We start from the raw sequence: 20,787 nt of genomic DNA, 5'->3' as shown, positions 1-20,787 counted from the left end.
CGGGCGGCGCGGGCGGCGCCGCGACCGCGCAGGGGCTGGCCCCTGCGGGCGCGGCGCGAGCCGCCGCCCGAGCCGGTCAGGCCCCCGCGGTGTCCGTGACCGCCGAGGATGCCGTCGGGGATGGTCAGGGAGACCCGCTGGCCGTTGACCTCGATGATGTAGGTGGAGCGGGTGCGGGTGGTGGCCGCGGCGGGGGCGGGGGCCTGGCTGCCCGCGGCGACGGGGCCGGCGGTCGCGGTGCCGTCCCCCGGGGCGCCGGCGAGGACGGGCAGGACGTCGTTCTCGATCCAGCGGGTGGTGACCCCGAGGAGGCCGGAGGCGTTCGGCTGGGTGAAGGCGGGCATGCTCAGGACGGCCTCGTGCAGGGAGGTGCACACGGTGACGCCCTCGACGGCCGTCTCGGCCAGGGCGCGGCGCGCGCGGGCGAGGGCCTGCTCCCGGGTGGCGCCGGTGACGACGATCTTGGCGAGCATGGGGTCGAACATGGGGGTGACGACGTCGCCCTCGACCACCCCGGACTCGATGCGGATGCCGGGGCCGGCGGGCCAGCGCAGGCGGGTGATCGTGCCGGTGGAGGGGGCGAGCCCGGCGGCGGGGTCCTCGCAGGTGATGCGCAGTTCGATGGAGTGCCCGCGCACCGGCGGGATGTCGCCGAGGCGGCCCCCGGCGGCGACGCGCAGCTGGAGGGCGACGAGGTCGACGCCGGTGACCTCCTCGCTCACGCAGTGCTCGACCTGCAGGCGGGGGTTGACCTCGAGGAACCACAGGTCGCCGTCGGGGGTGAGGAGGAATTCGCAGGTGGCCACGCCCACGTACCCGACGGTCTCGAGGAGGCGCCGGGAGGAGTCGACGAGGGCCTCATGAATGCCCTCGGGCAGGAAGGGGGCGGGGGCCTCCTCGAGGAGTTTCTGGTTGCGGCGCTGGAGGGTGCAGTCGCGGGTCGAGACGACGGCGAAGGCGCCGTGGGAGTCGCGCGCGCACTGGGTCTCGATGTGGCGGGCCGCGGTGACGAAGCGCTCGAGGATGAGGGTGCCGCCTCCGGCGCCGGCCGACTCGAACGCGGGGGTGGAGCGGGCGTCGTCGTCGTTGGCCAGGACCGTGATGCCGCGCCCGCCGCCGCCATCGGTGCGCTTGAGGGCGACGGGGTAGCCGTGCTCGGCGGCGAAGTCGATGACGGTGGAGGCCGACGTGACGGACTCGGTGATCCCGGGGACGGGGGCGACACCGGCGCGCTCGGCAGTGGCGCGGGCGGTCATCTTGTCCCCCAGGGCGTCCATGGCCTCGGGGCTGGGGCCGACCCAGGTGATGCCGGCGTCGGCGACGGCGCGGGCGAAGTCCGCGTTCTCGGACAGGAAGCCGTAGCCGGGGTGGATGGCGTCGGCGCCGGTGGCGCGGGCCAGGGCGAGGATGGCGTCGGCGTCGGTGTAGGCGGAGCCCTCGGGAAGGGCGTGGGCCTCGTCGGCCAGCTCGGCCGCCGGGCTCATGAGATCCTCGGGCGTGTACGGCAGGATCGAGGTCCCTCCCAGGTCCCTGACGGTGCGGATGACTCGCAGGGCGATCTCGCCGCGATTGGCGATGAGGACGCGGGAGGGGTACTGACCGTGTGTCACCAATGGCTCCTTGAGGCCGTCGCACGACCGGTCCGATCGCCGCTGCCCCTGCCCGGCGATGGGCGCGGGAGGCGGCGGGCTCGGGCCGGGCTGCCGGCGGTGTCGACGTCGCATCCCGGCGGGTGCCGGGCGCGGGCCGCGCGGGACGCCTGTCGAAACAGACAGCCTGTGCGGTCATGCCCCACGCTACGTCCCAGGCCCGCCGATAGCCGATTGTGGAATCCTCACAAACGCACGTGAGCCCCTTGAACCGGTGTGATCGTCTCGAGATATCCCGCGCCATGACGGGGGAAAACCTCTCTGAGACAAGCGTCTCACGGGCGGGGCGAGGGGCCCGTCACGGCGTGTCGGGCCGCCGTATCGGGCAGTCGCCTGAGAGGAATCCCCTATGAGAGGGGCTCACGAACCGACTCTGCCCGCCCCACGCGACGACGCCGGGCGGCCCCCCGACGCGCCTCAGCGCGTGTGGCTGGCGCGCTCGGCACGCGATGGACACCGGCCACGCAGGCAACGCGATCCTGGCCAGCGGGAGAGCCCCACTGAGCCGTACTGGCGGAGCGCCGGCAGGCTTGCGCGCTTAGGGCTGCCTCACTTATCGTGCGAGGGCGCAGCGAGGCGCGAACATGACGTAGATGAGAGGACCCTCCCGATGCTCGCCACCTTCCCATCCCGTTGTCCCATCGGGGCGTGAGGACCATGTTCTGGCGCAAGTCCACACAGAGCCTTCGGAGTGAGTTGGCCTCGGTCGATGAGTTGATCGCGGCGCACCCGCTCTCCGATCCATCGGTCAGGCGCGCTCATGAGATCATCGAGGGCCACAAGCCCGGGGACACCGAGGCGATAGCCGCGCAACTGGAGAACCTGGGGCTGCCCTCGCTCGACGAGATGGGAACAATCCAGGCCAAACACACCGCGAGCTGGTGGCGCCTCCACCGCAGGCGCCGAAGGCTCATGAGGCGGCTCGGCATCGCCGACTGACAAGCCCCCTCCGCTGAGCTCCGCGTCGGCCCGGGTCATGGCAGTGTCTCGGGCCGCTGCGCCTCAGCACATGTGGGCGGCGGCCAGCGCGCGCAGCTCACCGATCGCGGCCAGTGCATCGTCGGCGCCGTAGACGGCCGAGCCGGCGACGAAGACATCGGCGCCCGCCTCGGCGGCGCGCTCGATCGTGGCGGCGGAGACCCCGCCGTCGATCTGAATGCTCAGCTCCAGTCCGCGCTCCCCCACGAGACGCCGGGCGCGCTGGATCTTGGGCAGCATCGACTCGATGAACGACTGACCGCCGAAACCGGGCTCGACGGTCATGATGAGGAGCATCTCGAAATCGCCGAGCACGTCCGCCACGGCCTCCAGGGGCGTGGCCGGGCGCAGGGCGATACCGGCGCGGGCCCCGAGGCGGTGCAATTCCGCGGCCAGGCGGACCGGCGCCGTCGTGGCCTCGGCGTGGGCGGTGACGGTGGCGCAGCCGACCTCCGCGTAGGCGGGGGCCCAGCGGTCGGCGTCCTCGATCATGAGATGGGCGTCGATGGGCAGACCCGTGCAGTTCAGGACGGCCTCGACCACCGGCAGCCCCCAGGACAGGTTGGGCACGAAGTGATTGTCCATGACATCGACATGGACGCCGTCGGCGCCCCCGGGCCCGGAGATGCGGACGATCTCATCGGCCAGGCGCGAGATGTCGGCATTGAGGATGGAGGGGTGGATCGCGGGCTCGGCGGTCATGGCGGATTCTCCTCAGTGAGATATCAGGGCTGGTGGTGCACGGTCGGCCCGCTGTCAGCGGTCGCGGCGCAGGAGGGCGCAGAACATGGCGTCGGTGCCGTCCAGGTGGGACCAGAGCTGAAGCTGCTCGCGGTCGGCCCCGGCGGGCGGCCGCGGCGCGATGCGAGTGGCGGCGTCGCCGGCGTGGAGCGTCTCGATGCTCATGCCCTCGCGCGTGGCGCGGCTCAGAGCGTCCTTGACGACGAGGCTGGTCTCCAGGGCGTGGGGCGAGCAGGTGACATAGGCGACCAATCCCCCGCGCCGCACGGCGGCCAAGGCGGACAGGAGCAGCTCGCGCTGGAGGGCGGCGAGCTCGGTGACATCCTTGGGATCGCGGCGCCAGCGGGCCTCGGGGCGGCGGCGCAGGGAACCCAGGCCCGTGCAGGGCGCGTCGACGAGGACGCGGTCGTAGCGCCCGGGCTCGTCCCGCCCGAACTGGCGCCCGTCCCCGCAGCGGATCTCGACGACGCCGTCGGGGATGGCGCGCACGGCGGCCTCGACGAGCCTGGCGCGGTGGGGCGTGACCTCGTTGGCGACGAGGCGAGCGCCCCGCTGCGCGGCCCGGGCCCCCAGGAGCGCCGCCTTGCCGCCGGGGCCGGCGCATATGTCGAGCCAGTGCTCATCGCGCCCGGCGATCGCCGGCTCGCTGACCATGAGGGCGACGAGCTGGGAGCCCTCGTCCTCAACGCCCGCGCGGCTGTCGCGCACCGCGGGGATACGGCCGGGGTCGCCCCCGGTCAGGACGACGGCGCAGGGGCTGATGTCCCCCGGCCGGGGCTCGTCTCCGACGGCGCGCCGGGCCTCGGCGGCCAGGCGCTCGGTCTCGACGAGGCCGGGACGGGCGCAGAGCACCACCTCGGGGTCGGCATTGTCCGCAGCCAGGAGATCTTCGAGCTCGCTGGGATCGCGCCCGCTCACCACGAGGGCCTGGCGCAGGGCCTTGGCGATCCACACGGGGTGGGACTCGATGGCCGCCAGGGCGGCCAACTCATCCGGGGCGTCCTGGCGCACCTCGGCCAGCCAGGCGTCGAGGTCCTTGGCGGAGACCCTCCGCAGGACGGCGTTGACGAAGCTGGAGGCGCTGCGCCCCGCGGCGTGGGCGGCGAGCTCCACCGTGGCCGACACGGCGGCGTGGGCGGGCACGCGCATGCCGAGGAGCTGGTGGGCGCCCAGGCGCAGCGCGTCGAGGACGACGCCGTCGAGCCGGTCCAGGGGGCGGTCGACGCAGAGGGCGAGGATCGCGTCGTAGCGGCCCGCCAGGCGCAGGGCCCCATAGGTCAGGGCGGTGGCGAAGCCGGCGTCCCGGCGGTCGAGGTGCGCGGCGTCCAGGATCGGCGGGAGCACCAGGTTGGCGTAGGCGCCGTCCTCGCGGACCCTCGTCAGGGCCTCGAGGGCCGCCCGGCGCGCGGCGTCGGGGCTGGGGCGCGAGCGCCGGGAGTCGCCGTCGCCCTGCGGGCCGCGCCCCAGCTGGGAGCCCTGGCGCGCCGGGTTGTGGCGACCGCCCTCGTTGCCGTGTCCGCGCTCGCGGCCCTGGCCGCGCCGCTGGGAGGCGGCATGGCCCCGCTGATGGTTACGGCCGCCGCCCCTGCCATCCCGGCCGCTGCCGCCTGCCCGCCCGGCCATCAGCGCTCGCCTCCCGTCATCGCCGTCGAGGCGGTCCGCTCGCCGAGGCGGGCGCCGGGAGCGGGCCTCGCGCCGCGGGCCCAGGCGGCCGCATCCATCCAGTTCTTGCCGGCCGGCGCCACCTGGCCCAGGCGCAGCGTGCCGGAGCCGGTGCCCACGAGGACCTCCCGCTTGGTGGCGCGCAGCTCTCCGGGTGCGAGGGCTCCGGTGCCGGCGTCGTCGCCCGCACCGGTGGCCCCGGGAACGGGGGTGGCGGGCCCGAGGCGGAGGCGGGCGCCCCCATAGGTGGTGTGCGCGCCGGGCGCGGGGGTGACGCCGCGGATCCGGCGGTCGATCTCGGCGGCGGGCCGCGCCCAGTCGATGCGCCCGTCGTCGGGGGTGAGCATGGGGGCCAGGCTCACGCCGTCGTCGGGCTGGGGGGTGGGGCGCGCGGTGCCGGCGGCGAGGCTGGCCAGGGCGTCCAGGACGAGGGTCGCGCCCGCGTCGGCCAGGCGGGCCAGGAGGTCCCCGGCGGTGTCGGCGGGGCCGATGGGCTCGGTCAGGCGCGCGAGGACGGGCCCGGTGTCCAGCCCGGCCTCGAGGCGGAAGACGCAGGCACCGGTGACGTCGTCACCGTGGATGATCGCGTGCTGGACGGGGGCGGCGCCGCGCCAGGCGGGCAGGAGGGAGAAGTGGAGATTGAGCCAGCCATGGGCGGGGACGTCCAGGAGGGCGGGAGGAACGAGCCGGCCGTAGGCGACGACGACGGCCGCGTCGGCGCCCAGGGAGCGCACCCAGTCCTGGATCTCGGGGGTCTTGAGGGTGGCGGGGGTGCGCGTGTCGATGCCGGACTCGCGGGCGACGGCTGCCACGGGCGAGGGGCGCAGGGCCCGGCCGCGGCCGGAGCGGGCGTCGGCCCGGGTGAGGACTCCGGCGATCTCGTGCTCGGGTGAATCCATGAGTGCCCGCAGCACGGGGAGCGCCGGCTCGGGGGTCCCGGCGAAGAGGATGCGCATGAGCGCCAGTCTAGGGGCGGGCGGCGCGGGCAGGCAGGATGCCGCGCTCGACGAGCTCGGCGCGCAGGGCACCGGCGCCTGTGAAGGTATGGGTGAGGATGCCCATGCCGACGGCGCTGGCGGTGTTGGCCGGGGAGTCGTCGATGAAGAGAGTGCGGGAGGGCTCGAGGCCGAAGCGCTCCAGGGTGAGCCGGAAGATCGTCGGGTCTGGCTTGATGAGGTGCTCCTTGCCGGAGACGACGATCCCGGCGAAGCGGTCGAGCTGCGGGAAGAGGTCGCGGGTGTCGTCGAAGGCGGGGCCGTTGTAGTTGGTCAGGCAGTAGAGGGGGATGCCGGTGGCGAGGAGCTCGTCGACCAGGCCCACCATTCCGGGCACGGGGCCGGTGAGGGAGTCGCGGAAGCAGGCGCGGTAAAGGCGCAGGATGTCCGCCCAGTCGGGCCGCTCGGGATGGGCGACGGTGAGGCCGGCGGCGACGGCCTCGAAGTCCTCCCCGAGGTCGGAGCGGCGGTTGAGGGACGCGAAGTCCGCGCCGTCGCAGAACTCGTCCCAGTCGGCTCGGCTCACGCGCCCGGCAACGGCGGCGACGGCCTCCCAGGTGTAGAGCACGTTGCCCAGGTCGAGGATGATCGCGTCCACCCCGCCTGCGATGCCGGCGGCACTCACACGGGCCTGCCCCGCGGACCGCCGGGGCGGCAGGCGCTGCGACTGCGCGGGATCAGCGCTCGCAGGGCTAACGGGGCGCGCCTGAGAGGCACGACCGGTGCTCACGTGCTCATGGTTGCTTACAGTGCTCACGCCAGGACTGTAGCGAGCGTCGCCCGGTGCGTCTTGCGCCCTCGGCCCCGTCCTGCGCCCTCGGCCCGCACATACCGTCTCATCCTCGCAGTATGAGGGCGCAAGAGCGGGGTGAGACGGTATCTGCAGGCCGGGGCCGCAACAGTGAGGCAGGAAGTTCACGAGAGAGTGTGAGGCGCGCTCGTCACTTCTCGCAGGCTATGCCGTCGCCGTCTCGATCGAGCTTGGGGCGGTATCCGGGCTCTCCCCGGTAGAGCGGCGCAGCGCCGGCCGCCTTGGCCTCCTTGCAGCTGGAGTAGTAGGCGGAGCCGCCCTGTTCGGAGGATGATGAGCCGCCACCACCGGCGAACGGGGCGATCTGCTGGTGGCCTTGGCTGGAGGGCGACTCCTGCTCCACCTGCTGAGAGGCTTCTGCCTGGCGGGATGCCTCCGCCTCGGCAGCCACACGGTCGGCCTCTTCCTTGGCCGCTCGACTCGCCTCGGCGGCCGCCTGACTCGCTTCGGCCTCTGCCTTCCGCGTCGCAGCGGCGTCCTGGGAGGCTCTCACTTCCGCCTGTCTGGTGGCCTCGGCCTGCCGGGACGCCTCAGCCTCAGCCGCAGCGCGGCTCGCCTCGGCCTCCGCAGTGCTGGCATCAGAGGCCACGACAGCTTTCGGGGTTGGCTTTGTCGACGAGGCTGCGTCGGTATCGCATCCGGCGAGCAGGGGAAGGGCGAGCGCTGCGCAGGCAGCGATAGCGAGGGAACGGCGGAGGGGCAGCATGGATGGCTCCTGGGGGAATGAGAAGGGAATCTCGCGGCATGAGCGCCGCTCGGGACAGGGACATCACTCTGGGGAGGGTGGGATACCCATCATTGGAGAAAGTAGCACCGGAATCCTGCTGATCCGCCAGTGTCACTGAATCGTCACCAAAGGCGGGTGGGATCGAGCTCGACGCGGATGGGGTCCTCCCGGTGGGCGGAGCGGTCCCGCAGGCGGTGACGCAGCCAGACGGCGAGCTCGCGCCCCCGGTGCACCGGCGCGCGCAGCACTCCCCGGTGGGTCGCCTGGGAGGCCTGTACGGAGTCCTTGACCCGCCCGGCTCCCGCGCGCGGCGCCTCCACGGGCCCCAGTGCCTCATAGCCCTCGGCCTGCCCCGCCATGAGCAGGTCCTCGACGGCGCGGCGAGGCCCGTCGAGGCGGGCGGTGCGCCATGCCGGCGGCAGGTGCAGCTCCTCGCGCTCGGCCAGCTCCCGCCGGGCGAAGCCCTCGTGGTCCCAGCGCAGGAAGTGCTGCGCGGCCACGGGCTCCGGGCCCCCCAGCACGATGACCCGCGCGCCGGGCGCCGCCAGCGCGGCCGCGTTCGTCCAGCGGCGAACCGCCTCCACGGTGGCGCCCATATCCACCCGTGAGGACAGGGCTCCAGCATCCATGAGGATGACCGCCCGGTAGCCCCCCTGGGCGATGGGCTCGGCCCCCGGGGTGGCGACGACGAGCCGCGGGGAGTCATCGACCTCCGCGATGACGCCGTGGTCCTCCCTCGCCCCGGAGACGACCACACCGACGCCGGGGAAGGCCCTGCCCAGCTCCTCCCCCGTGCGCGCCGAGCCGACGGAGCGCATCCGCAGGCGGTCGGACCCGCAGTTCTCGCAGTGCCATCCGTGGGGGGCCCGCCCGCACCACCGGCAGGACATCGCTCCCCCGCGCTCCATGGTCATCGGCCCGCCGCAGGTGGCGCAGCGCGCCGGTGCCCGGCAGCGATCACAGGCCACGAGCGGGGCGTAGCCCCCGCGCGGCACCTGGATGAGGACGGGCCCGGCCTCGACGGCCGCGCGCACCGCCCGGTGGGCGAAGGAGGGGAAGCGGGCGGCGCCGGAGGCCCCCTCCGCCTCCAGCTCCACGCCCGGGACCTCCACGCGCGGGGCCGCGGCGCGCACGACGCTCCTGGGGGCGGCGAGGCTCGCGGCCCACCCGCGCTCCACATAGGCCTGGGCCTCGACACTGCGCGCATGGGAGGCGATGAGCAGGCCGCAGCCCTCCAGGCTCGAGCGCAGGGCGAGCACGGTGCGGGCGTGCGTGTAGGGGGCGTGGCGCTCGTCGAGGCGGTCATCGCCGTCGTCCCAGATGACGGCCAGGCCGAGGTCCGCCACGGGCGCGAAGGCGGCGCTGCGCGTGCCCACCACGACACGGGCGCGGCCCAGGAGCAGGCGGGTGAACGCGCGGTAGCGGCGCGCCGGACCGTGGTCCGCCGCCAGGACGGCCACGGGCTCCCCCGGCAGGAGCGCCGTAAGAGCTCTCGCGAGATCCTCGGCCATCTCGACGGTGGCGACGAGGACGAGCACGCCCCGCCCGGCACTGAGCGCGGCACGGGCGGCGTCGGCCAGGAGCTGGGGCCAGGGCGCAGTGACGCCTTCCCTCCCCGGGAGCACGGTGACCGCGCTCCGGGGGGAGCCGCCGTCGGCGAGGGATCGCAGCATGTCCTCACCGCCGTCGTACACCGCCCATCCACTGGCCTCGGGGGTCGGCCAGTCGGGCAGCGCGGCGGCGGGGGCCTCTCTCGCGGAGGCCTCGGCGCGGGCGTGGCGCGGCGGGATGGCCACGCGCAGCACATCGGGGCGGGACCCCGCGCTCCGCTCGGCCACGGCCTCGGCCAGGCGCATGGTGGCGGGAGTGAGAACGGGCAGGTCGGAGACGACTCTGCGCACGGGCGTGAGCGCGCCCGGATGGGTGGTGGTCGAGCTTCGCTCCCAGATCCACCCGTGCGCCTCCTGGCCGCCGAAACGCACGGCCACGCGCGTGCCCACCTGGGCGTCGGCGTCGATCGCGGCGGGAACACGGTAGTCGAAGAGCCGGTCGAGGTGTGCTACGGGGGTGTCGAGGAGCACCCTGGCCACCGGGTCGACGACGCCGTCGGACGGGGCGACGAGGCGCTCGGGGCGCGCGGGGGCGGCGATGAGCTCGCCCTGCCGGGCAGTTTCTGTCATCGGCCTGTCATCAGCCCGTCATCGGCTCGCCCATCGCGCGGTACCTGCCGGGCTCAGAGCGCCGCGCGCAGCGCCTCGGCGCGATCCGTGCCCTCCCAGCTGAAGCCCGGCCGACCGAAGTGGCCGTAGGCGCTCGTGCCCGCGTAGATGGGGCGCAGGAGGTCGAGATCGCGGATGATGGCGGCGGGGCGGAGGTCGAAGACCTCGTCGATAGCGGCTTGGATGCGCTCGATGGGAACGGTATGGGTGCCGAAGGTCTCCACGTAGAGGCCCACGGGGCGGGCGGCGCCGATGGCGTAGGCCACTTGGAGCTCGCAGCGGGTGGCGAGCCCGGCGGCGACGACATTCTTGGCCACCCAGCGCATGGCGTAGGCGGCGGAGCGGTCAACCTTGGAGGGATCCTTCCCGGAGAAGGCGCCGCCTCCGTGGCGTGCCATGCCCCCGTAGGTATCGACGATGATCTTGCGGCCGGTCAGGCCCGCATCCCCGGTGGGCCCGCCGATGACGAACTGGCCGGAGGGGTTGATGAGCAGCTCGATGCCGTCGACCGCCACATCCATGCCCGCGGCCTGCTCGACGCCGATGACGGGGTTGATGACCTCGGCCGCCAGGGCGTCGGTGAGCCAGGTGCGGCTGCGGTCCTCATCGTGCTGGGTGGAGATGACGATGCTCTCGATGCTCACGGGGCGATCGCCGTCATAGCCGATGGTGACCTGCGTCTTGCCGTCGGGGCGCAGGCCGGGCACGATTCCCTGCTTGCGCACGGCGGCCAGGCGCTCGGCGAGCCTGTGCGCGAGGTGGATGGGCAGGGGCATGAGGGCGGCCGTGTCCGTGCAGGCGTAGCCGAACATGAGGCCCTGGTCCCCCGCGCCCTGGAAGTCGAGGGGGTCGAGGTCCGCGGCGTCGTCCCGCACCTCCAACGCCTCGGCGACGCCGGCGTTGATGTCCGGCGACTGCTGCCCGATGGAGATGGACACGCCACAGGAGCGGCCGTCGAAGCAGACGTCGGAGGAGTCGTAGCCGATGCGCACGATCTCATCGCGCACGATCTGCGGGATCTCCACATAGGCCGAGGTGGTGACCTCCCCCGCCACATGCACCAGCCCCGTGGTCACCATGGTCTCGACGGCCACATGCGCATCGGGGTCCTGGGTGAGGATGGCGTCGAGGATGGAGTCCGAGATTCGGTCGCAGACCTTGTCCGGGTGGCCCTCGGTGACCGACTCGGAGGTGAAGAGGCGCAGTTGGGATGTCACAGCCGCATCTTAACCACGGCCCCCGACATGAATGACCGCCTCCTCATCGCGCCTCCCGCAGTGCCCTCGGCGCCCGTCCGGGCCGGTGCCGGTCAGCGGGGAAGTCGCTCGGCGATGAGGTCGAGGAGCAGCTCGGCGATCTCCGCCTTCGTGCCCTCGCCCCGGGCCACCTCAGCGCCCTGGGGGTCCAGGACGACGACGGCGTTGGGCACGTCCCCGAACCCCTTGCCATCGCCGACGGCGTTGACGGCGAGCAGGTGCGCGCCCTTGCGGCGGGCCTTGGCCGCGCCGTGCTCGAGGGCGTCGCCCTCCTCGTCCCCGGTCTCCGCGGCGAAGCCGACGATGAGCTGACCGGGCCGGGGCGGGTCGGCGACGAGCCCGGCCAGGATGTCGGGGTTGGTCACCAACTCGATGGGCGCCGGGATCCCCGCGCCGGGATCAGCGGGCTCCTCCGCCCGGCCCCCGGCCGGCCGCGCGCCACTGGCCAGGCGGTGCTTCTTGATCTTGGCGCCGCCGGGATGGGCCGGCCGGAAATCGGCCACAGCGGCCGCCATGACGACGGCGTCCGCGCTGGAGGCCTCCGAGCGGACGGTGGCCTCCATGTCCAGGGCGGTGGGGGCCCCGACGGTCCGGGCGGTCCCGGCCCCCGGCGCCGCCGTCGCCCCGCCCAGTGGGGCGAGGACCTCGGGCGAGATATTGGCGGCGACGAGGACGACGTCGGCCCCCCGCGCCGCGGCGGCGCTCGCGATGGCCACGCCCTGGCGACCCGTGGACCGATTGCCGATGAAGCGCACGGGGTCGATGGGCTCATGGGTACCGCCGGCGGAGACGACGATGCGGCGCCCCGTGAGCGGGCCCCGGCAGGCTCGCGGTTCCGTGTCGGCGGGACCGGGGTGGGCGGCGCCGGCGGCCCCGGCCAGGGCGCCCAGCGCCCCGGCGACGATCCTCTCGGGGTCGGGCAGGCGCCCCGCGCCGGAGTCCCCACTGGTCAGGGGACCGATGTCCGGCTCAATGATGATGAGGCCGCGACGCCGCAGCGTGGCGACGTTCTCGACCGTCGCGGCGTTGGCCCACATCTGCGTGTGCATGGCGGGGGCGAGGACGACGGGCGCGGTGGTGGTCAGGATCGTCGCGGTGAGGAGGTCGTCAGCGCGGCCGGCCGCAATGCGGGCGAGCAGGTCGGCCGAGGCGGGGGCGACGATAACGAGCTCGGCCCACTCTCCCAGTCCGACGTGCTCGACGGCCGCCGGGTCGTCGAAGACGCCGGTGCCCACCGGCCCGCCGCTGACGGCCGCCAGGGCGGGTGCGCCGATGAAGCGCAGGGCCGCCTCGGTCGCCACGGCGCGCGTCTCGTGCCCCTGGGCGCGCAGGAGCCGGATGATGGTGGGCGCCTTGTAGGCGGCGATGGAGCCGGACACGCCGACGACGACGCGCCGCGGCCCCGTGGGGGTCGCGGCGCGGTGCGCTCCCTCGTTGCGCTGCGGCACGGGCGGGCTCGCGTCAGAACTCGATGCTGTCGACGCCGGAGCCGGTGTTCTCGGTCTCGTCGAAGGTGACGGCCGTGTCCAGCGAGATGTCGGAGAACATGTCCTCCTCGGCGGCGCGGCGGGCGGCATCGGCCTCGGCGCGGCGGGCGCGGGCCTCCTCGCCGCTGATGACCTGGAGCTTGTCCTCGGCGATCTCGCGCAGGGCGATGCCCAGGGGCTTCTCCTCCGGGGCCACCTCGACGAGCGGGCCGAAGTACTCGAACTGATTGGACTCCAGCTGCTGGGTGTAGGTGTTGATCTGACGGGCGCGCTTGGCGGCCTCCACCACGAGCCCGTACTTCGAGTCGACCTTCTCCAGGAGGTCGTCGATCGGCGGGTTCGTGATGCCCTCGGGCTGGGGGGAGGTTCCGAGCATGAGCTCCTCTTTCGGATCGATCGGGTGTCGACGGGCCGACCGGCCCCCGCCGCGGCGAGCGGGGGGTGGTGAGCGCCGGGGTGCACCCGCGGTTCTAGCCGGTGCTGGCCGGTTCCGGCCGATGGGCCGGGCCAGAACATCCTAGCGCCTCGGGGAGCGGGGATTCACCACCCGCTCCGCGCCGGGGCGCCGTGGTGCCCGTCTCAGCCTGTGACGATGGGGACGCCGAGGGCCAGCGAGGCCTGCTGGAAGCCGCCGAGGTCCAGCACGCTTGTGAAGCCCTTGTCCCTCATGGCCCGCGCCGCTGCGGCCGAGCGGTTGCCCGACCGGCAGTAGACGGCGTAGTCGGCGCCGCGGTCGAGGGCGTCGATGGCGGCGTCGAAGTCGGCGGAGCCGGCATCGATGTTGATCGCGCCCTCGAGGTGGCCCTGCGCGTACTCCTCGGGGGTGCGCACGTCGATGATCGTGCCGCCCGGCGGGAGGCTCGCCGACGGCTGGGGGGAGGCGGGCCGGTCGGCCGTCGCCGCCGAGGCCCGGGAGGGGCCGTCCTCGGAGGAGCAGGCGGCGAGCAGGCCCGCCACCGCCGCGGCGGGAATGAGACGGAGGACGCGGCGCCTGCTCCGATGGGCATCGGCGCCGCTCCCGGCCGCGGCCGTCGCCGGGAGCGCGGGGAGTGTGAGGAGCGTGGGGAGAGCCATGGCCCGATCCTAGGAGAGGGCGGGGGCCAGTCCGAGGAGGCGCTCGAGCTCGGCGGCGGCGCGCTCCACCGTGTCATTGACCACGACGACGTCGAACTCATCCGCCGCCGCCATCTCGGTGCGGGCGGTCGCCAGGCGGCGCTCCCGCTCGGCGGCGCCCTCGGTGCCCCTGCCCACGAGCCGCTCGACGAGCGCCTCCCAGCTGGGCGGGGCGACGAAGACGAACAGGGCGTCGGGCATGGACTCGCGCACCTGCCGCGCCCCGGCGAGGTCGATCTCGAGGAGGGCGGGGCGCCCCTGGGCGAGGGCCTCGGCCACCGGGCCCCGGGGGGTGCCGTAGCGGTGGGCGCCGTGGACGAGCGCCCACTCGAGCATGTCTCCGCGCTCGACCAGTGCGTCGAACTCGGCGTCGTCGATGAAGCGGTAGTGGACGCCGTCGCGCTCGCCCGGGCGCGGCGGGCGGGTGGTGCAGGACACGGAGACGAAGAGCTCGGGGTGGCGGTCGCGCAGTTCGGCGACGATCGTCCCCTTGCCGACAGCGGTCGGCCCGGCGATCACGGAGAGTCTGGCCGTCGGCCGCACCGTCGGCTGCGCTGGCGGAGTCACGGGGGATGCTGCGGGGGTCGCGGGCGTCGCGGGCGTCATGGCCCCATCATGGGGCATCCGGCGCCGTCGCCGGAAAACCCTGCGGGGCTCAGGAGGCTGGCTGCGCTTGTGGACGCGCGGCGGGGTTGTCACCGCGCGGCGGGGTTGCAGACGCGCCCCGGGGACGCGTCGGCAACCCCGCCGCGCGTCCGCAAACCCCGAACACGTCCGCAACCCCGAGGCGCATCCACATTGTCGCTGCGAGACCAGCGCGCAGAAGAGGGCTCCCCGCGTCGCCGATGGCGATCGCGGGGAGCCTTCAGGGTGCTGAGTTCGTCAGGGAGGGAACCCGGGGAAGCTCAGTGGAAGCGGCGCAGGAGGGCAGCGCGCTGCTGCGCCCCCAGGCCGCGGACACGACGGGACTCGGAGATCCCGATCTCCTCGATGAGGGCGTGAGCCGTCGTCGAGCCAACACGAGGGAGCGACTGGAGAAGGTCGAGGACCTTCATCTTGCCGATCGCCTCGTCGGTCGCAGCGAGGTCGAAGAGCTCTGACAGGCTCATCGCACCACGCTTGAGTGCGATCTTCACCTCCGCGCGGCGGGTGCGCGCGACGGCTGCCTTAGCGAGGGCCTCGGCCCGCTGCTCGGGGGTGAGTGTGGGAAGCGCCATGACCTGTAATCTCCTTCATATCGGTCACTTTGTGCGGTGATGAAAGGTTATGACCCGAAACCGTCCATTACGGGCAGTTTTGCGAAGACGTTACGAGGTATCGTTCCGGACACCGTAACGCTCCGGCTACCCGCGCAGGTCAGGGGCATTACAGCCGCACAACGCCCTCATGCAAGTGATGAGCGACACAGAACGCTGGCGTGTCGTTTTACCTCCTCAGAGCCCTTCCGGCCTCCAATGCCGCACGTCCGGCCGCCCCGTGGAGGGCCTCCGGATCCGGACCGGCGCCGAGCACGCCCCTCGACGTCGAGGCGAGCACCTGGGCGCGCGCCGCCCCGAAGACTCTCGCGAGCTCCGCCTCCCCGGCCCCCTGCGCGCCGACCCCCGGGGCGAGCAGCGGCGCGTTGGTCGCCGCGAGGTCGATCCCCAGGTCGCGCGCGGCGTCGCCGATGGTGGCGCCGACGACGAGGCCGATGCTCCCCAGGGTGCCCGCGGCGCGCGCCGCCGCGTTGGAGGCGGTGGCGCCGTCGGCGATCATCGCGGCGACGGCCCGGCCCGAGGAGGCCGTGGCGTGCTGCACGGCGGCGCCCTCCGGGTTGGAGGTCAGTCCCAGCACGAACAGGCCGCGCCCGGTGGCGCCGGCGGCCTCGAGCGCGGGGGCGAGCGAGCCGTAGCCGAGGTAGGGGGACACGGTGATCGCGTCGGCGGCCAGGGGGGCGGCGTCGACGAGGTAGGCCTGGGCGTAGCCGCCCATGGTCGAGCCGATGTCCCCGCGCTTGACGTCGAGGATCGACAGGGCTCCCACGTCCCTCAGCGCCTCCAGGGTCTCCTCCAGGACCGCGATGCCGGCGCTGCCGTGCCTCTCGAAGAAGGCGGACTGCGGCTTGACGGCGGCCACCCGGGCGCCGATGGCCTCGACGACGCGCAGGCTGAACTCGCGCAGACCCGCGGCATCGTCGGTCAGGCCCCAGGCCGCCAGGAGCGCGGCGTGCGGGTCGATGCCCACGCATAGCGGGCCGTGGTCGTCCATGGCGGCGGCCAGCCGGGCGCCGAAGGGGAGGATGCCGGGAGAACCGGTCTCCTCGGCATCCCGGGGGGCTCCCGCCGACCGGGCGGGGATGCCGACGGCAGTGGTACCGGCGCTGGGCTCGTGGCTCATCGTGTCTCCTCAGTCGTCGTGATGCGCGTCGGTGGGGGCGCTGGCGGGACTCGGGGCCGGGGCGCGCATCTCCTGGAGGCTGCGCACCCAGAAGGCCCCCCGCAGCTGGGCCTCGAGCGCTTGGACGGCGGCCTGCAGCTGATGGACGGTGGTGATGATCGGCTTGTCCGCGCTGGTGGTGGCCTCGCGGATCGCGTAGCCGTCGGCCCGGGCGCCCTGGCCCTTCGGGACGTTGACGACCATGTCGATGGCGCCGGACTCGATGAGGCCGACGATCGTGTCCTCCCCGTGCTCCCCGACGCCCTCGCTGAGCTTGCGCACGGGCGTCGCGCTGATCCCGTTGCGCCGCAGCACCTGGGCGGTTCCACTCGTCGCGTAGACCTGGAAGCCGAGCTCGGCGAGCCTGGCCACGGGCAGGATCATCGCCCTCTTGTCGCGGTCGGCCACGGAGACGAACAGCGCGCCCTGACTGGGCAGGCCGCCGTAGGCCGCGGTCTGGGACTTGGCGAAGGCCTTGGGGAAGTCGACGTCGCAGCCCATGACCTCGCCGGTCGAGCGCATCTCGGGGCCGAGGATCGGGTCGACGACTCGCCCGGAGCGGGTGCGGAAGCGCTTGAAGGGCAGCACGGCCTCCTTGACGGCGATGACGCTGGGGATGCCGGGCGTGGAGGCGTCCTCGGCGGGCAGCGCCCCGCGCTCGCGCAACTGGGCGATGGACTCCCCCGCCATGAGCAGGGCGGCCGCCTTGGCCAGGGCGACGCCGGTGGCCTTGGAGACGAAGGGCACGGTGCGCGAGGCCCTCGGGTTGGCCTCGATGACGTAGAGCGTGCCGCTCATGAGGGCGAACTGGATGTTGATGAGCCCGCGCACTCCCACACCGGCGGCGATGGCCTCGGTGGCGGCGCGGATGCGGGCGATCTCGGCGTCGGACAGGGTCATCGGGGGCAGCACGCAGGAGGAGTCCCCGGAGTGGATGCCGGCCTCCTCGATGTGCTCCATGACGCCGCCCAGGAACAGCTCCTCGCCGTCGTAGAGGGCGTCGACGTCGATCTCGATGGCGTCGTCGAGGAAGCGGTCCACGAGCAGTGGACCGGCGGCGAAGACGGCCTCGGCTCCCCCGGCCTCGGCGGCCGCGCGGGAGAGGTAGTCGACCAGGCCGGCGCGCTCGTAGATGATCTCCATGCCGCGCCCGCCGAGCACGTAGCTGGGGCGCACGAGCACCGGGTAGCCGATCTCCTCGGCAACGGCCAGGGCGCGCTCACTCGAGCGGGCGGTGCCGTGCGCGGGGGCTGCGAGCCCGGCGCGCTCGAGAACCCCGCCGAAGACCTGCCGGTCCTCAGCGGCGTCGATCGCCTCGGGGCTGGTGCCCAGGATCGGGACCCCCGCGGCCTTGAGCCGGGCGGCCAGTGCCAGGGGAGTCTGCCCGCCGAGCTGGACGATGACGCCGGCCACGGGGCCCGCAGCGAGCTCGGCCTCGTAGATCTCCATGACGTCCTCGAAGGTGAGCGGCTCGAAGTAGAGGCGGTCGGAGATGTCGTAGTCGGTGGAGACCGTCTCGGGGTTGCAGTTGACCATGATGGTCTCGTAGCGCTCGGCCAGCGCCATGGTGGCGTGGACGCAGGAGTAGTCGAACTCGATGCCCTGCCCGATGCGGTTGGGCCCCGAGCCCAGGATGATGACGGCCTCGCGCTCCCGGGGAGCCACCTCCGTGTCCAGGTCGTAGCTGGAGTACAGATAGGGGGTGCGAGCGGCGAACTCGGCGGCGCAGGTGTCCACGGTCTTGTAGACGGGCCGCAGGCCGTAGGCGTGGCGGATCTCGCGCACCGTCCCCTCGCCGATGCCCCGCAGGACGGCGATCTGCTGATCGGACAGGCCGTGGCGCTTGGCCTCGCCCAGGAGCTCGGGGGTCAGGGCGGGCGCCTGGCGCACCGACTCGGCGATCTCCTCCAGCGCCATGAGCTGGTCGAGGAACCAGGGGTCGATGCCGGTGGCCTCATGGAGGGCCTCGATGGTGGCGCCGCCGCGGATGGCCTGCTGGACCTCGATGAGCCGGCCCTCGGTGGGGGTGCGGATCGCCTCCAGGAGCGCGGCCGTGGCCTCGGCGTCGGGGGCCGGGCCCTCCCAGTGGAAGACCGAGCCGCGCTTGTCGATCGATCGCATGGCCTTGAGCAGGGCCTCGGTGAAGCAGCGCCCGATGGCCATGGCCTCGCCGACGGATTTCATGGTGGTGGTAAGGGTGGGATCGGCGCCCCGGAACTTCTCGAGGGCGAAGCGCGGCACCTTGACGACGATGTAGTCGATGGCCGGCTCGAAGGAGGCGGGCGTGGAGCCGGTGATGTCGTTGGGGATCTCGTCGAGGGTGTAGCCCACGGCCAGGCGGGCGGCGATCTTGGCGATCGGGAAGCCGGTGGCCTTGGAGGCCAGGGCGGAGGATCGCGAGACCCGGGGGTTCATCTCGATGACGATGACGCGGCCCGTGGCGGGGTCGACGGCGAACTGGATGTTGCAGCCGCCGGTGTCCACGCCGACCTCGCGGATGACGGCCATGCCGATGTCGCGCAGGCGCTGGAGCTCGCGGTCGGTGAGGGTCAGGGCCGGGGCCACGGTGACCGAGTCGCCGGTGTGGACGCCCACGGGGTCGACGTTCTCGATGGAGCACACCACCACGACGTTGTCCGCCGTGTCGCGCATGAGCTCGAGCTCGTACTCCTTCCAGCCCAGGATCGACTCCTCCAGGAGAACCTCGGTGGTGCGCGAGGCCGCCAGGCCCGTGCCGGCGATGCGCTCGAGGTCCTCGGCGTTGTGGGCGAAGCCGGAGCCCAGCCCGCCCATGGTGAAGGAGGGGCGCACGACGACGGGGTAGCCGCCCAGGGCCTCCACCGCTGCATGGCACTCGTCGAGGGTGTGGGCGATGACGCTGCGGGCGACCTCGGCACCGCAGCGCTCGACGACGCTCTTGAAGGCGTCGCGGTCCTCACCTGCGTTGATGGCCTGGGCGCTGGCCCCGATGAGCTCGACGCCGTAGCGCTCCAGCACGCCGGCCTCGACGAGCGCCATCGCGGCGTTGAGGGCGGTCTGACCGCCGAGCGTCGGCAGCAGGGCGTCGGGCCGCTCCCGGGCGATGATGGTGGTCAGGACCTCGGTGGTGATGGGCTCGATGTAGGTGGCGTCGGCCATTCCCGGGTCGGTCATGATGGTGGCGGGGTTGGAGTTGACCAGGATGACCCTGATCCCCTCGGCGCGCAGGACCCGGCAGGCCTGGGTGCCCGAGTAGTCGAACTCGCAGGCCTGGCCGATGACGATGGGGCCGGAGCCGATGACGAGCACGGAGCGGATGTCGTCGCGCAGTGGCATCTCAGGCCTCCTTGGCGGGCTTGATGGGGGTATCGGGATGGGCGGGGACCGCGCCGCCTGCGCCCGGGGCGCCCGCGGCGCTGCGGCGGGCGCGCATGAGGCTGATGAACCGGTCGAAGAGGTGCTCGCCGTCATGGGGGCCGGCGGCGGCCTCGGGATGGTACTGGACGGAGAAAGCGGGGATGTCGAGGGCCCGCAGACCCTCGACGACGCCGTCGTTGAGCCCGACGTGGCTGACCTCGACACGCCCGTAGCGCCCGGAGTCGAAGGGCGCCGTCGTGGGGGCGCCCATGGGGGCGTCGACGGCGAACCCGTGGTTGTGGGAGGTGATCTCCACCCTCCCGGTGGTGCGGTCGAGGACGGGCTGGTTGATGCCGCGGTGCCCGTAGTCGAGCTTGTAGGTGCCGTAGCCCAGGGCCCGGCCGAGCAACTGGTTGCCCAGGCAGATCCCGAAGAAGGGGATGCCGGCGTCCAGGACGCCGCGCAGGAGCTCGACCTCGGCGGTGGCGGTGGCGGGATCGCCGGGGCCGTTGGAGAAGAAGACGCCGTCAGGGTCCAGGGCGAGGATCTCGGCAAGGGTGGTGGATTGCGGCAGGACGTGGACGCGCGCGCCGCGCTCGGCGAGCTGGGCGGGAGTGCGGTTCTTGATCCCCAGGTCGATGGCGGCCACGACCGCGACGGGCTCGCGCCCGGCGAAGGCGCCGTCGGGCTCGACGACGTAGCCGGCCGACGTGGTGACCTCCCCGGCGAGGGCCCGGCCTGCCATGGTGGGGCTCCTGCGGACGATGTCCAGGCAGATGTCGATGGCGGCGGCCGAACCCGGCCCCTCATGGGCGGCGCCGATGGGCAGGGCGTCGCCGGAGAAGATGCCGGCACGCATGGCGCCGCGCTCGCGCAGGTGGCGGGTGAGCGCCCGGGTGTCCACGTGGCATAGGCCGACGACGCCGGAGCCGATGAGCGCGTCCTCCAGCTCGCCGCGAGAGCGCCAGTTCGAGGCCCGCCTGGCCGGGTCGCGGACGATGAAGCCGGCGGCCCAGATGCGCGCGGACTCGGAGTCCTCGTCGTTGATGCCGGTGTTGCCGATGTGCGGCGCGGTCATCGCGATGATCTGGCGGTGGTAGGAGGGGTCGGTGAGGGTCTCCTGGTAGCCGGTCATGCCGGTGTTGAAGACGATCTCGCCGAGTGTGCGGCCCTGGGCGCCGTAGGCGCGCCCGCGCAGGACGTAGCCGTCCTCCAGCACGAGGATCGCGGGGGGCCTGGCGGCGGTGCCCGTCGGGCCGGGGGCCGTGGCGGCCCCGGCGCTTCCATTGCTTGCCATATGCGGCTCCTGAGGGGTGAGTGGTGGGGCGGGTGGGAGGGGCCCTGGGCCCAGGGAGCGTCCGGGGTCGGGGAGGGATGGGCAGGGGCGCGCCGGACCGG

17 protein-coding genes are annotated in these 20,787 nt (G+C 73.5%); 1 reads left to right on the top strand and 16 read right to left on the bottom strand.

The window, feature by feature from the left end; all coding sequences use genetic code 11:
- Positions 1-1,610, bottom strand: a 1,610-nt coding sequence (locus B1H55_RS05970) for an acetyl-CoA carboxylase biotin carboxylase subunit (protein ID WP_080461635.1), incomplete at its 3' end; no start/stop codon positions are given.
- Positions 1,611-2,297: 687 nt separating this feature from the next.
- Between B1H55_RS05970 and B1H55_RS05965 the strand changes: the two genes are divergently transcribed.
- Positions 2,298-2,588: a hypothetical protein gene (locus B1H55_RS05965; protein ID WP_197702450.1), complete on the top strand. Its 291-nt coding sequence runs from the start codon at positions 2,298-2,300 to the stop codon at positions 2,586-2,588.
- A gap of 63 nt (positions 2,589-2,651) precedes the next feature.
- Here the strand turns inward: B1H55_RS05965 and rpe are convergent, their stop codons facing one another.
- From rpe to carA, 15 genes are all read right to left on the bottom strand, one after another.
- A complete protein-coding gene (gene rpe / locus B1H55_RS05960; protein ID WP_073454303.1) occupies positions 2,652-3,329 on the bottom strand; it encodes a ribulose-phosphate 3-epimerase in 678 nt (225 codons plus the stop codon).
- A 54-nt stretch (positions 3,330-3,383) separates the two neighbouring features.
- On the bottom strand, positions 3,384-4,991 hold the full coding sequence (locus B1H55_RS05955; protein WP_077241098.1) for an RsmB/NOP family class I SAM-dependent RNA methyltransferase: 1,608 nt from the start codon (positions 4,989-4,991) through the stop codon (positions 3,384-3,386).
- Positions 4,991-5,986, bottom strand: coding sequence for a methionyl-tRNA formyltransferase (gene fmt, locus B1H55_RS05950; protein WP_077241097.1), 996 nt, complete (start codon positions 5,984-5,986; stop codon positions 4,991-4,993). The genes B1H55_RS05955 and fmt overlap by 1 nt, the downstream gene beginning before the upstream one ends.
- Positions 5,987-5,996: 10 nt before the next feature.
- Entirely contained in the window at positions 5,997-6,782 is a 786-nt protein-coding gene (locus B1H55_RS05945; RefSeq protein ID WP_307190200.1) for an HAD family hydrolase, read from the bottom strand.
- A 184-nt stretch (positions 6,783-6,966) separates the two neighbouring features.
- The gene (locus tag B1H55_RS12820) at positions 6,967-7,542 is read right to left on the bottom strand and encodes an excalibur calcium-binding domain-containing protein (RefSeq protein ID WP_073454309.1); all 576 of its coding nucleotides are present in this window, start codon (positions 7,540-7,542) and stop codon (positions 6,967-6,969) included.
- 143 nt (positions 7,543-7,685) lie between these two features.
- Positions 7,686-9,743, bottom strand: a complete 2,058-nt coding sequence (locus B1H55_RS05935) for a primosomal protein N' family DNA-binding protein (protein ID WP_158083324.1) — start codon at positions 9,741-9,743, stop codon at positions 7,686-7,688.
- Between the two features lie 53 nt (positions 9,744-9,796).
- Positions 9,797-10,999 carry a methionine adenosyltransferase gene (metK, locus tag B1H55_RS05930; RefSeq protein WP_077241095.1) on the bottom strand — a complete coding sequence of 401 codons (1,203 nt, stop codon included), beginning with the start codon at positions 10,997-10,999 and terminating at the stop codon, positions 9,797-9,799.
- A 92-nt stretch (positions 11,000-11,091) separates the two neighbouring features.
- A complete protein-coding gene (coaBC, locus tag B1H55_RS05925; RefSeq protein WP_077241094.1) occupies positions 11,092-12,486 on the bottom strand; it encodes a bifunctional phosphopantothenoylcysteine decarboxylase/phosphopantothenate--cysteine ligase CoaBC in 1,395 nt (464 codons plus the stop codon).
- A gap of 13 nt (positions 12,487-12,499) precedes the next feature.
- The gene (rpoZ, locus tag B1H55_RS05920) at positions 12,500-12,901 is read right to left on the bottom strand and encodes a DNA-directed RNA polymerase subunit omega (RefSeq protein WP_073454315.1); all 402 of its coding nucleotides are present in this window, start codon (positions 12,899-12,901) and stop codon (positions 12,500-12,502) included.
- A 203-nt stretch (positions 12,902-13,104) separates the two neighbouring features.
- The gene (locus B1H55_RS05915; protein ID WP_077241093.1) at positions 13,105-13,599 is read right to left on the bottom strand and encodes a rhodanese-like domain-containing protein; all 495 of its coding nucleotides are present in this window, start codon (positions 13,597-13,599) and stop codon (positions 13,105-13,107) included.
- Positions 13,600-13,608: 9 nt separating this feature from the next.
- Complete coding sequence (gmk, locus tag B1H55_RS05910) at positions 13,609-14,244, bottom strand: guanylate kinase (protein WP_077241092.1); 636 nt, start codon at positions 14,242-14,244, stop codon at positions 13,609-13,611.
- Positions 14,245-14,543: 299 nt separating this feature from the next.
- Complete coding sequence (gene mihF, locus B1H55_RS05905; RefSeq protein WP_017178635.1) at positions 14,544-14,855, bottom strand: integration host factor, actinobacterial type; 312 nt, start codon at positions 14,853-14,855, stop codon at positions 14,544-14,546.
- Between the two features lie 208 nt (positions 14,856-15,063).
- Positions 15,064-16,014 carry an orotidine-5'-phosphate decarboxylase gene (pyrF, locus tag B1H55_RS05900; RefSeq protein ID WP_077241091.1) on the bottom strand — a complete coding sequence of 317 codons (951 nt, stop codon included), beginning with the start codon at positions 16,012-16,014 and terminating at the stop codon, positions 15,064-15,066.
- Positions 16,015-16,023: 9 nt separating this feature from the next.
- The gene (gene carB, locus B1H55_RS05895) at positions 16,024-19,368 is read right to left on the bottom strand and encodes a carbamoyl-phosphate synthase large subunit (protein ID WP_080461634.1); all 3,345 of its coding nucleotides are present in this window, start codon (positions 19,366-19,368) and stop codon (positions 16,024-16,026) included.
- 1 nt (position 19,369) lies between these two features.
- A complete protein-coding gene (gene carA, locus B1H55_RS05890; RefSeq protein WP_077241090.1) occupies positions 19,370-20,686 on the bottom strand; it encodes a glutamine-hydrolyzing carbamoyl-phosphate synthase small subunit in 1,317 nt (438 codons plus the stop codon).
- Positions 20,687-20,787 lie beyond the last annotated feature (101 nt).

The sequence above is a fragment of the Actinomyces denticolens genome (genome assembly GCF_002072185.1).
Classification (GTDB): domain Bacteria; phylum Actinomycetota; class Actinomycetes; order Actinomycetales; family Actinomycetaceae; genus Actinomyces; species Actinomyces denticolens.
The sequence above is the reverse complement of the archived record's forward strand: the minus strand, read 5'-3'. Positions and strand labels throughout refer to the sequence as shown.

What these genes read in the sequence shown, in the direction of transcription:
- rpe (WP_073454303.1), bottom strand. Translation starts at nt 3,329, where the DNA reads ATGACCGCCGAGCCCGCGATCCACCCCTCCATCCTCAATGCCGACATC.
- B1H55_RS05935 (WP_158083324.1), bottom strand. Translation starts at nt 9,743, where the DNA reads ATGACAGAAACTGCCCGGCAGGGCGAGCTCATCGCCGCCCCCGCGCGC.
- B1H55_RS05915 (WP_077241093.1), bottom strand. Translation starts at nt 13,599, where the DNA reads ATGGCTCTCCCCACGCTCCTCACACTCCCCGCGCTCCCGGCGACGGCC.
- gmk (WP_077241092.1), bottom strand. Translation starts at nt 14,244, where the DNA reads ATGACGCCCGCGACGCCCGCGACCCCCGCAGCATCCCCCGTGACTCCG.
- rpoZ (WP_073454315.1), bottom strand. Translation starts at nt 12,901, where the DNA reads ATGCTCGGAACCTCCCCCCAGCCCGAGGGCATCACGAACCCGCCGATC.
- fmt (WP_077241097.1), bottom strand. Translation starts at nt 5,986, where the DNA reads ATGCGCATCCTCTTCGCCGGGACCCCCGAGCCGGCGCTCCCCGTGCTG.
- carB (WP_080461634.1), bottom strand. Translation starts at nt 19,368, where the DNA reads ATGCCACTGCGCGACGACATCCGCTCCGTGCTCGTCATCGGCTCCGGC.
- mihF (WP_017178635.1), bottom strand. Translation starts at nt 14,855, where the DNA reads ATGGCGCTTCCCACACTCACCCCCGAGCAGCGGGCCGAGGCCCTCGCT.
- pyrF (WP_077241091.1), bottom strand. Translation starts at nt 16,014, where the DNA reads ATGAGCCACGAGCCCAGCGCCGGTACCACTGCCGTCGGCATCCCCGCC.
- B1H55_RS12820 (WP_073454309.1), bottom strand. Translation starts at nt 7,542, where the DNA reads ATGCTGCCCCTCCGCCGTTCCCTCGCTATCGCTGCCTGCGCAGCGCTC.
- carA (WP_077241090.1), bottom strand. Translation starts at nt 20,686, where the DNA reads ATGGCAAGCAATGGAAGCGCCGGGGCCGCCACGGCCCCCGGCCCGACG.
- B1H55_RS05955 (WP_077241098.1), bottom strand. Translation starts at nt 4,991, where the DNA reads ATGGCCGGGCGGGCAGGCGGCAGCGGCCGGGATGGCAGGGGCGGCGGC.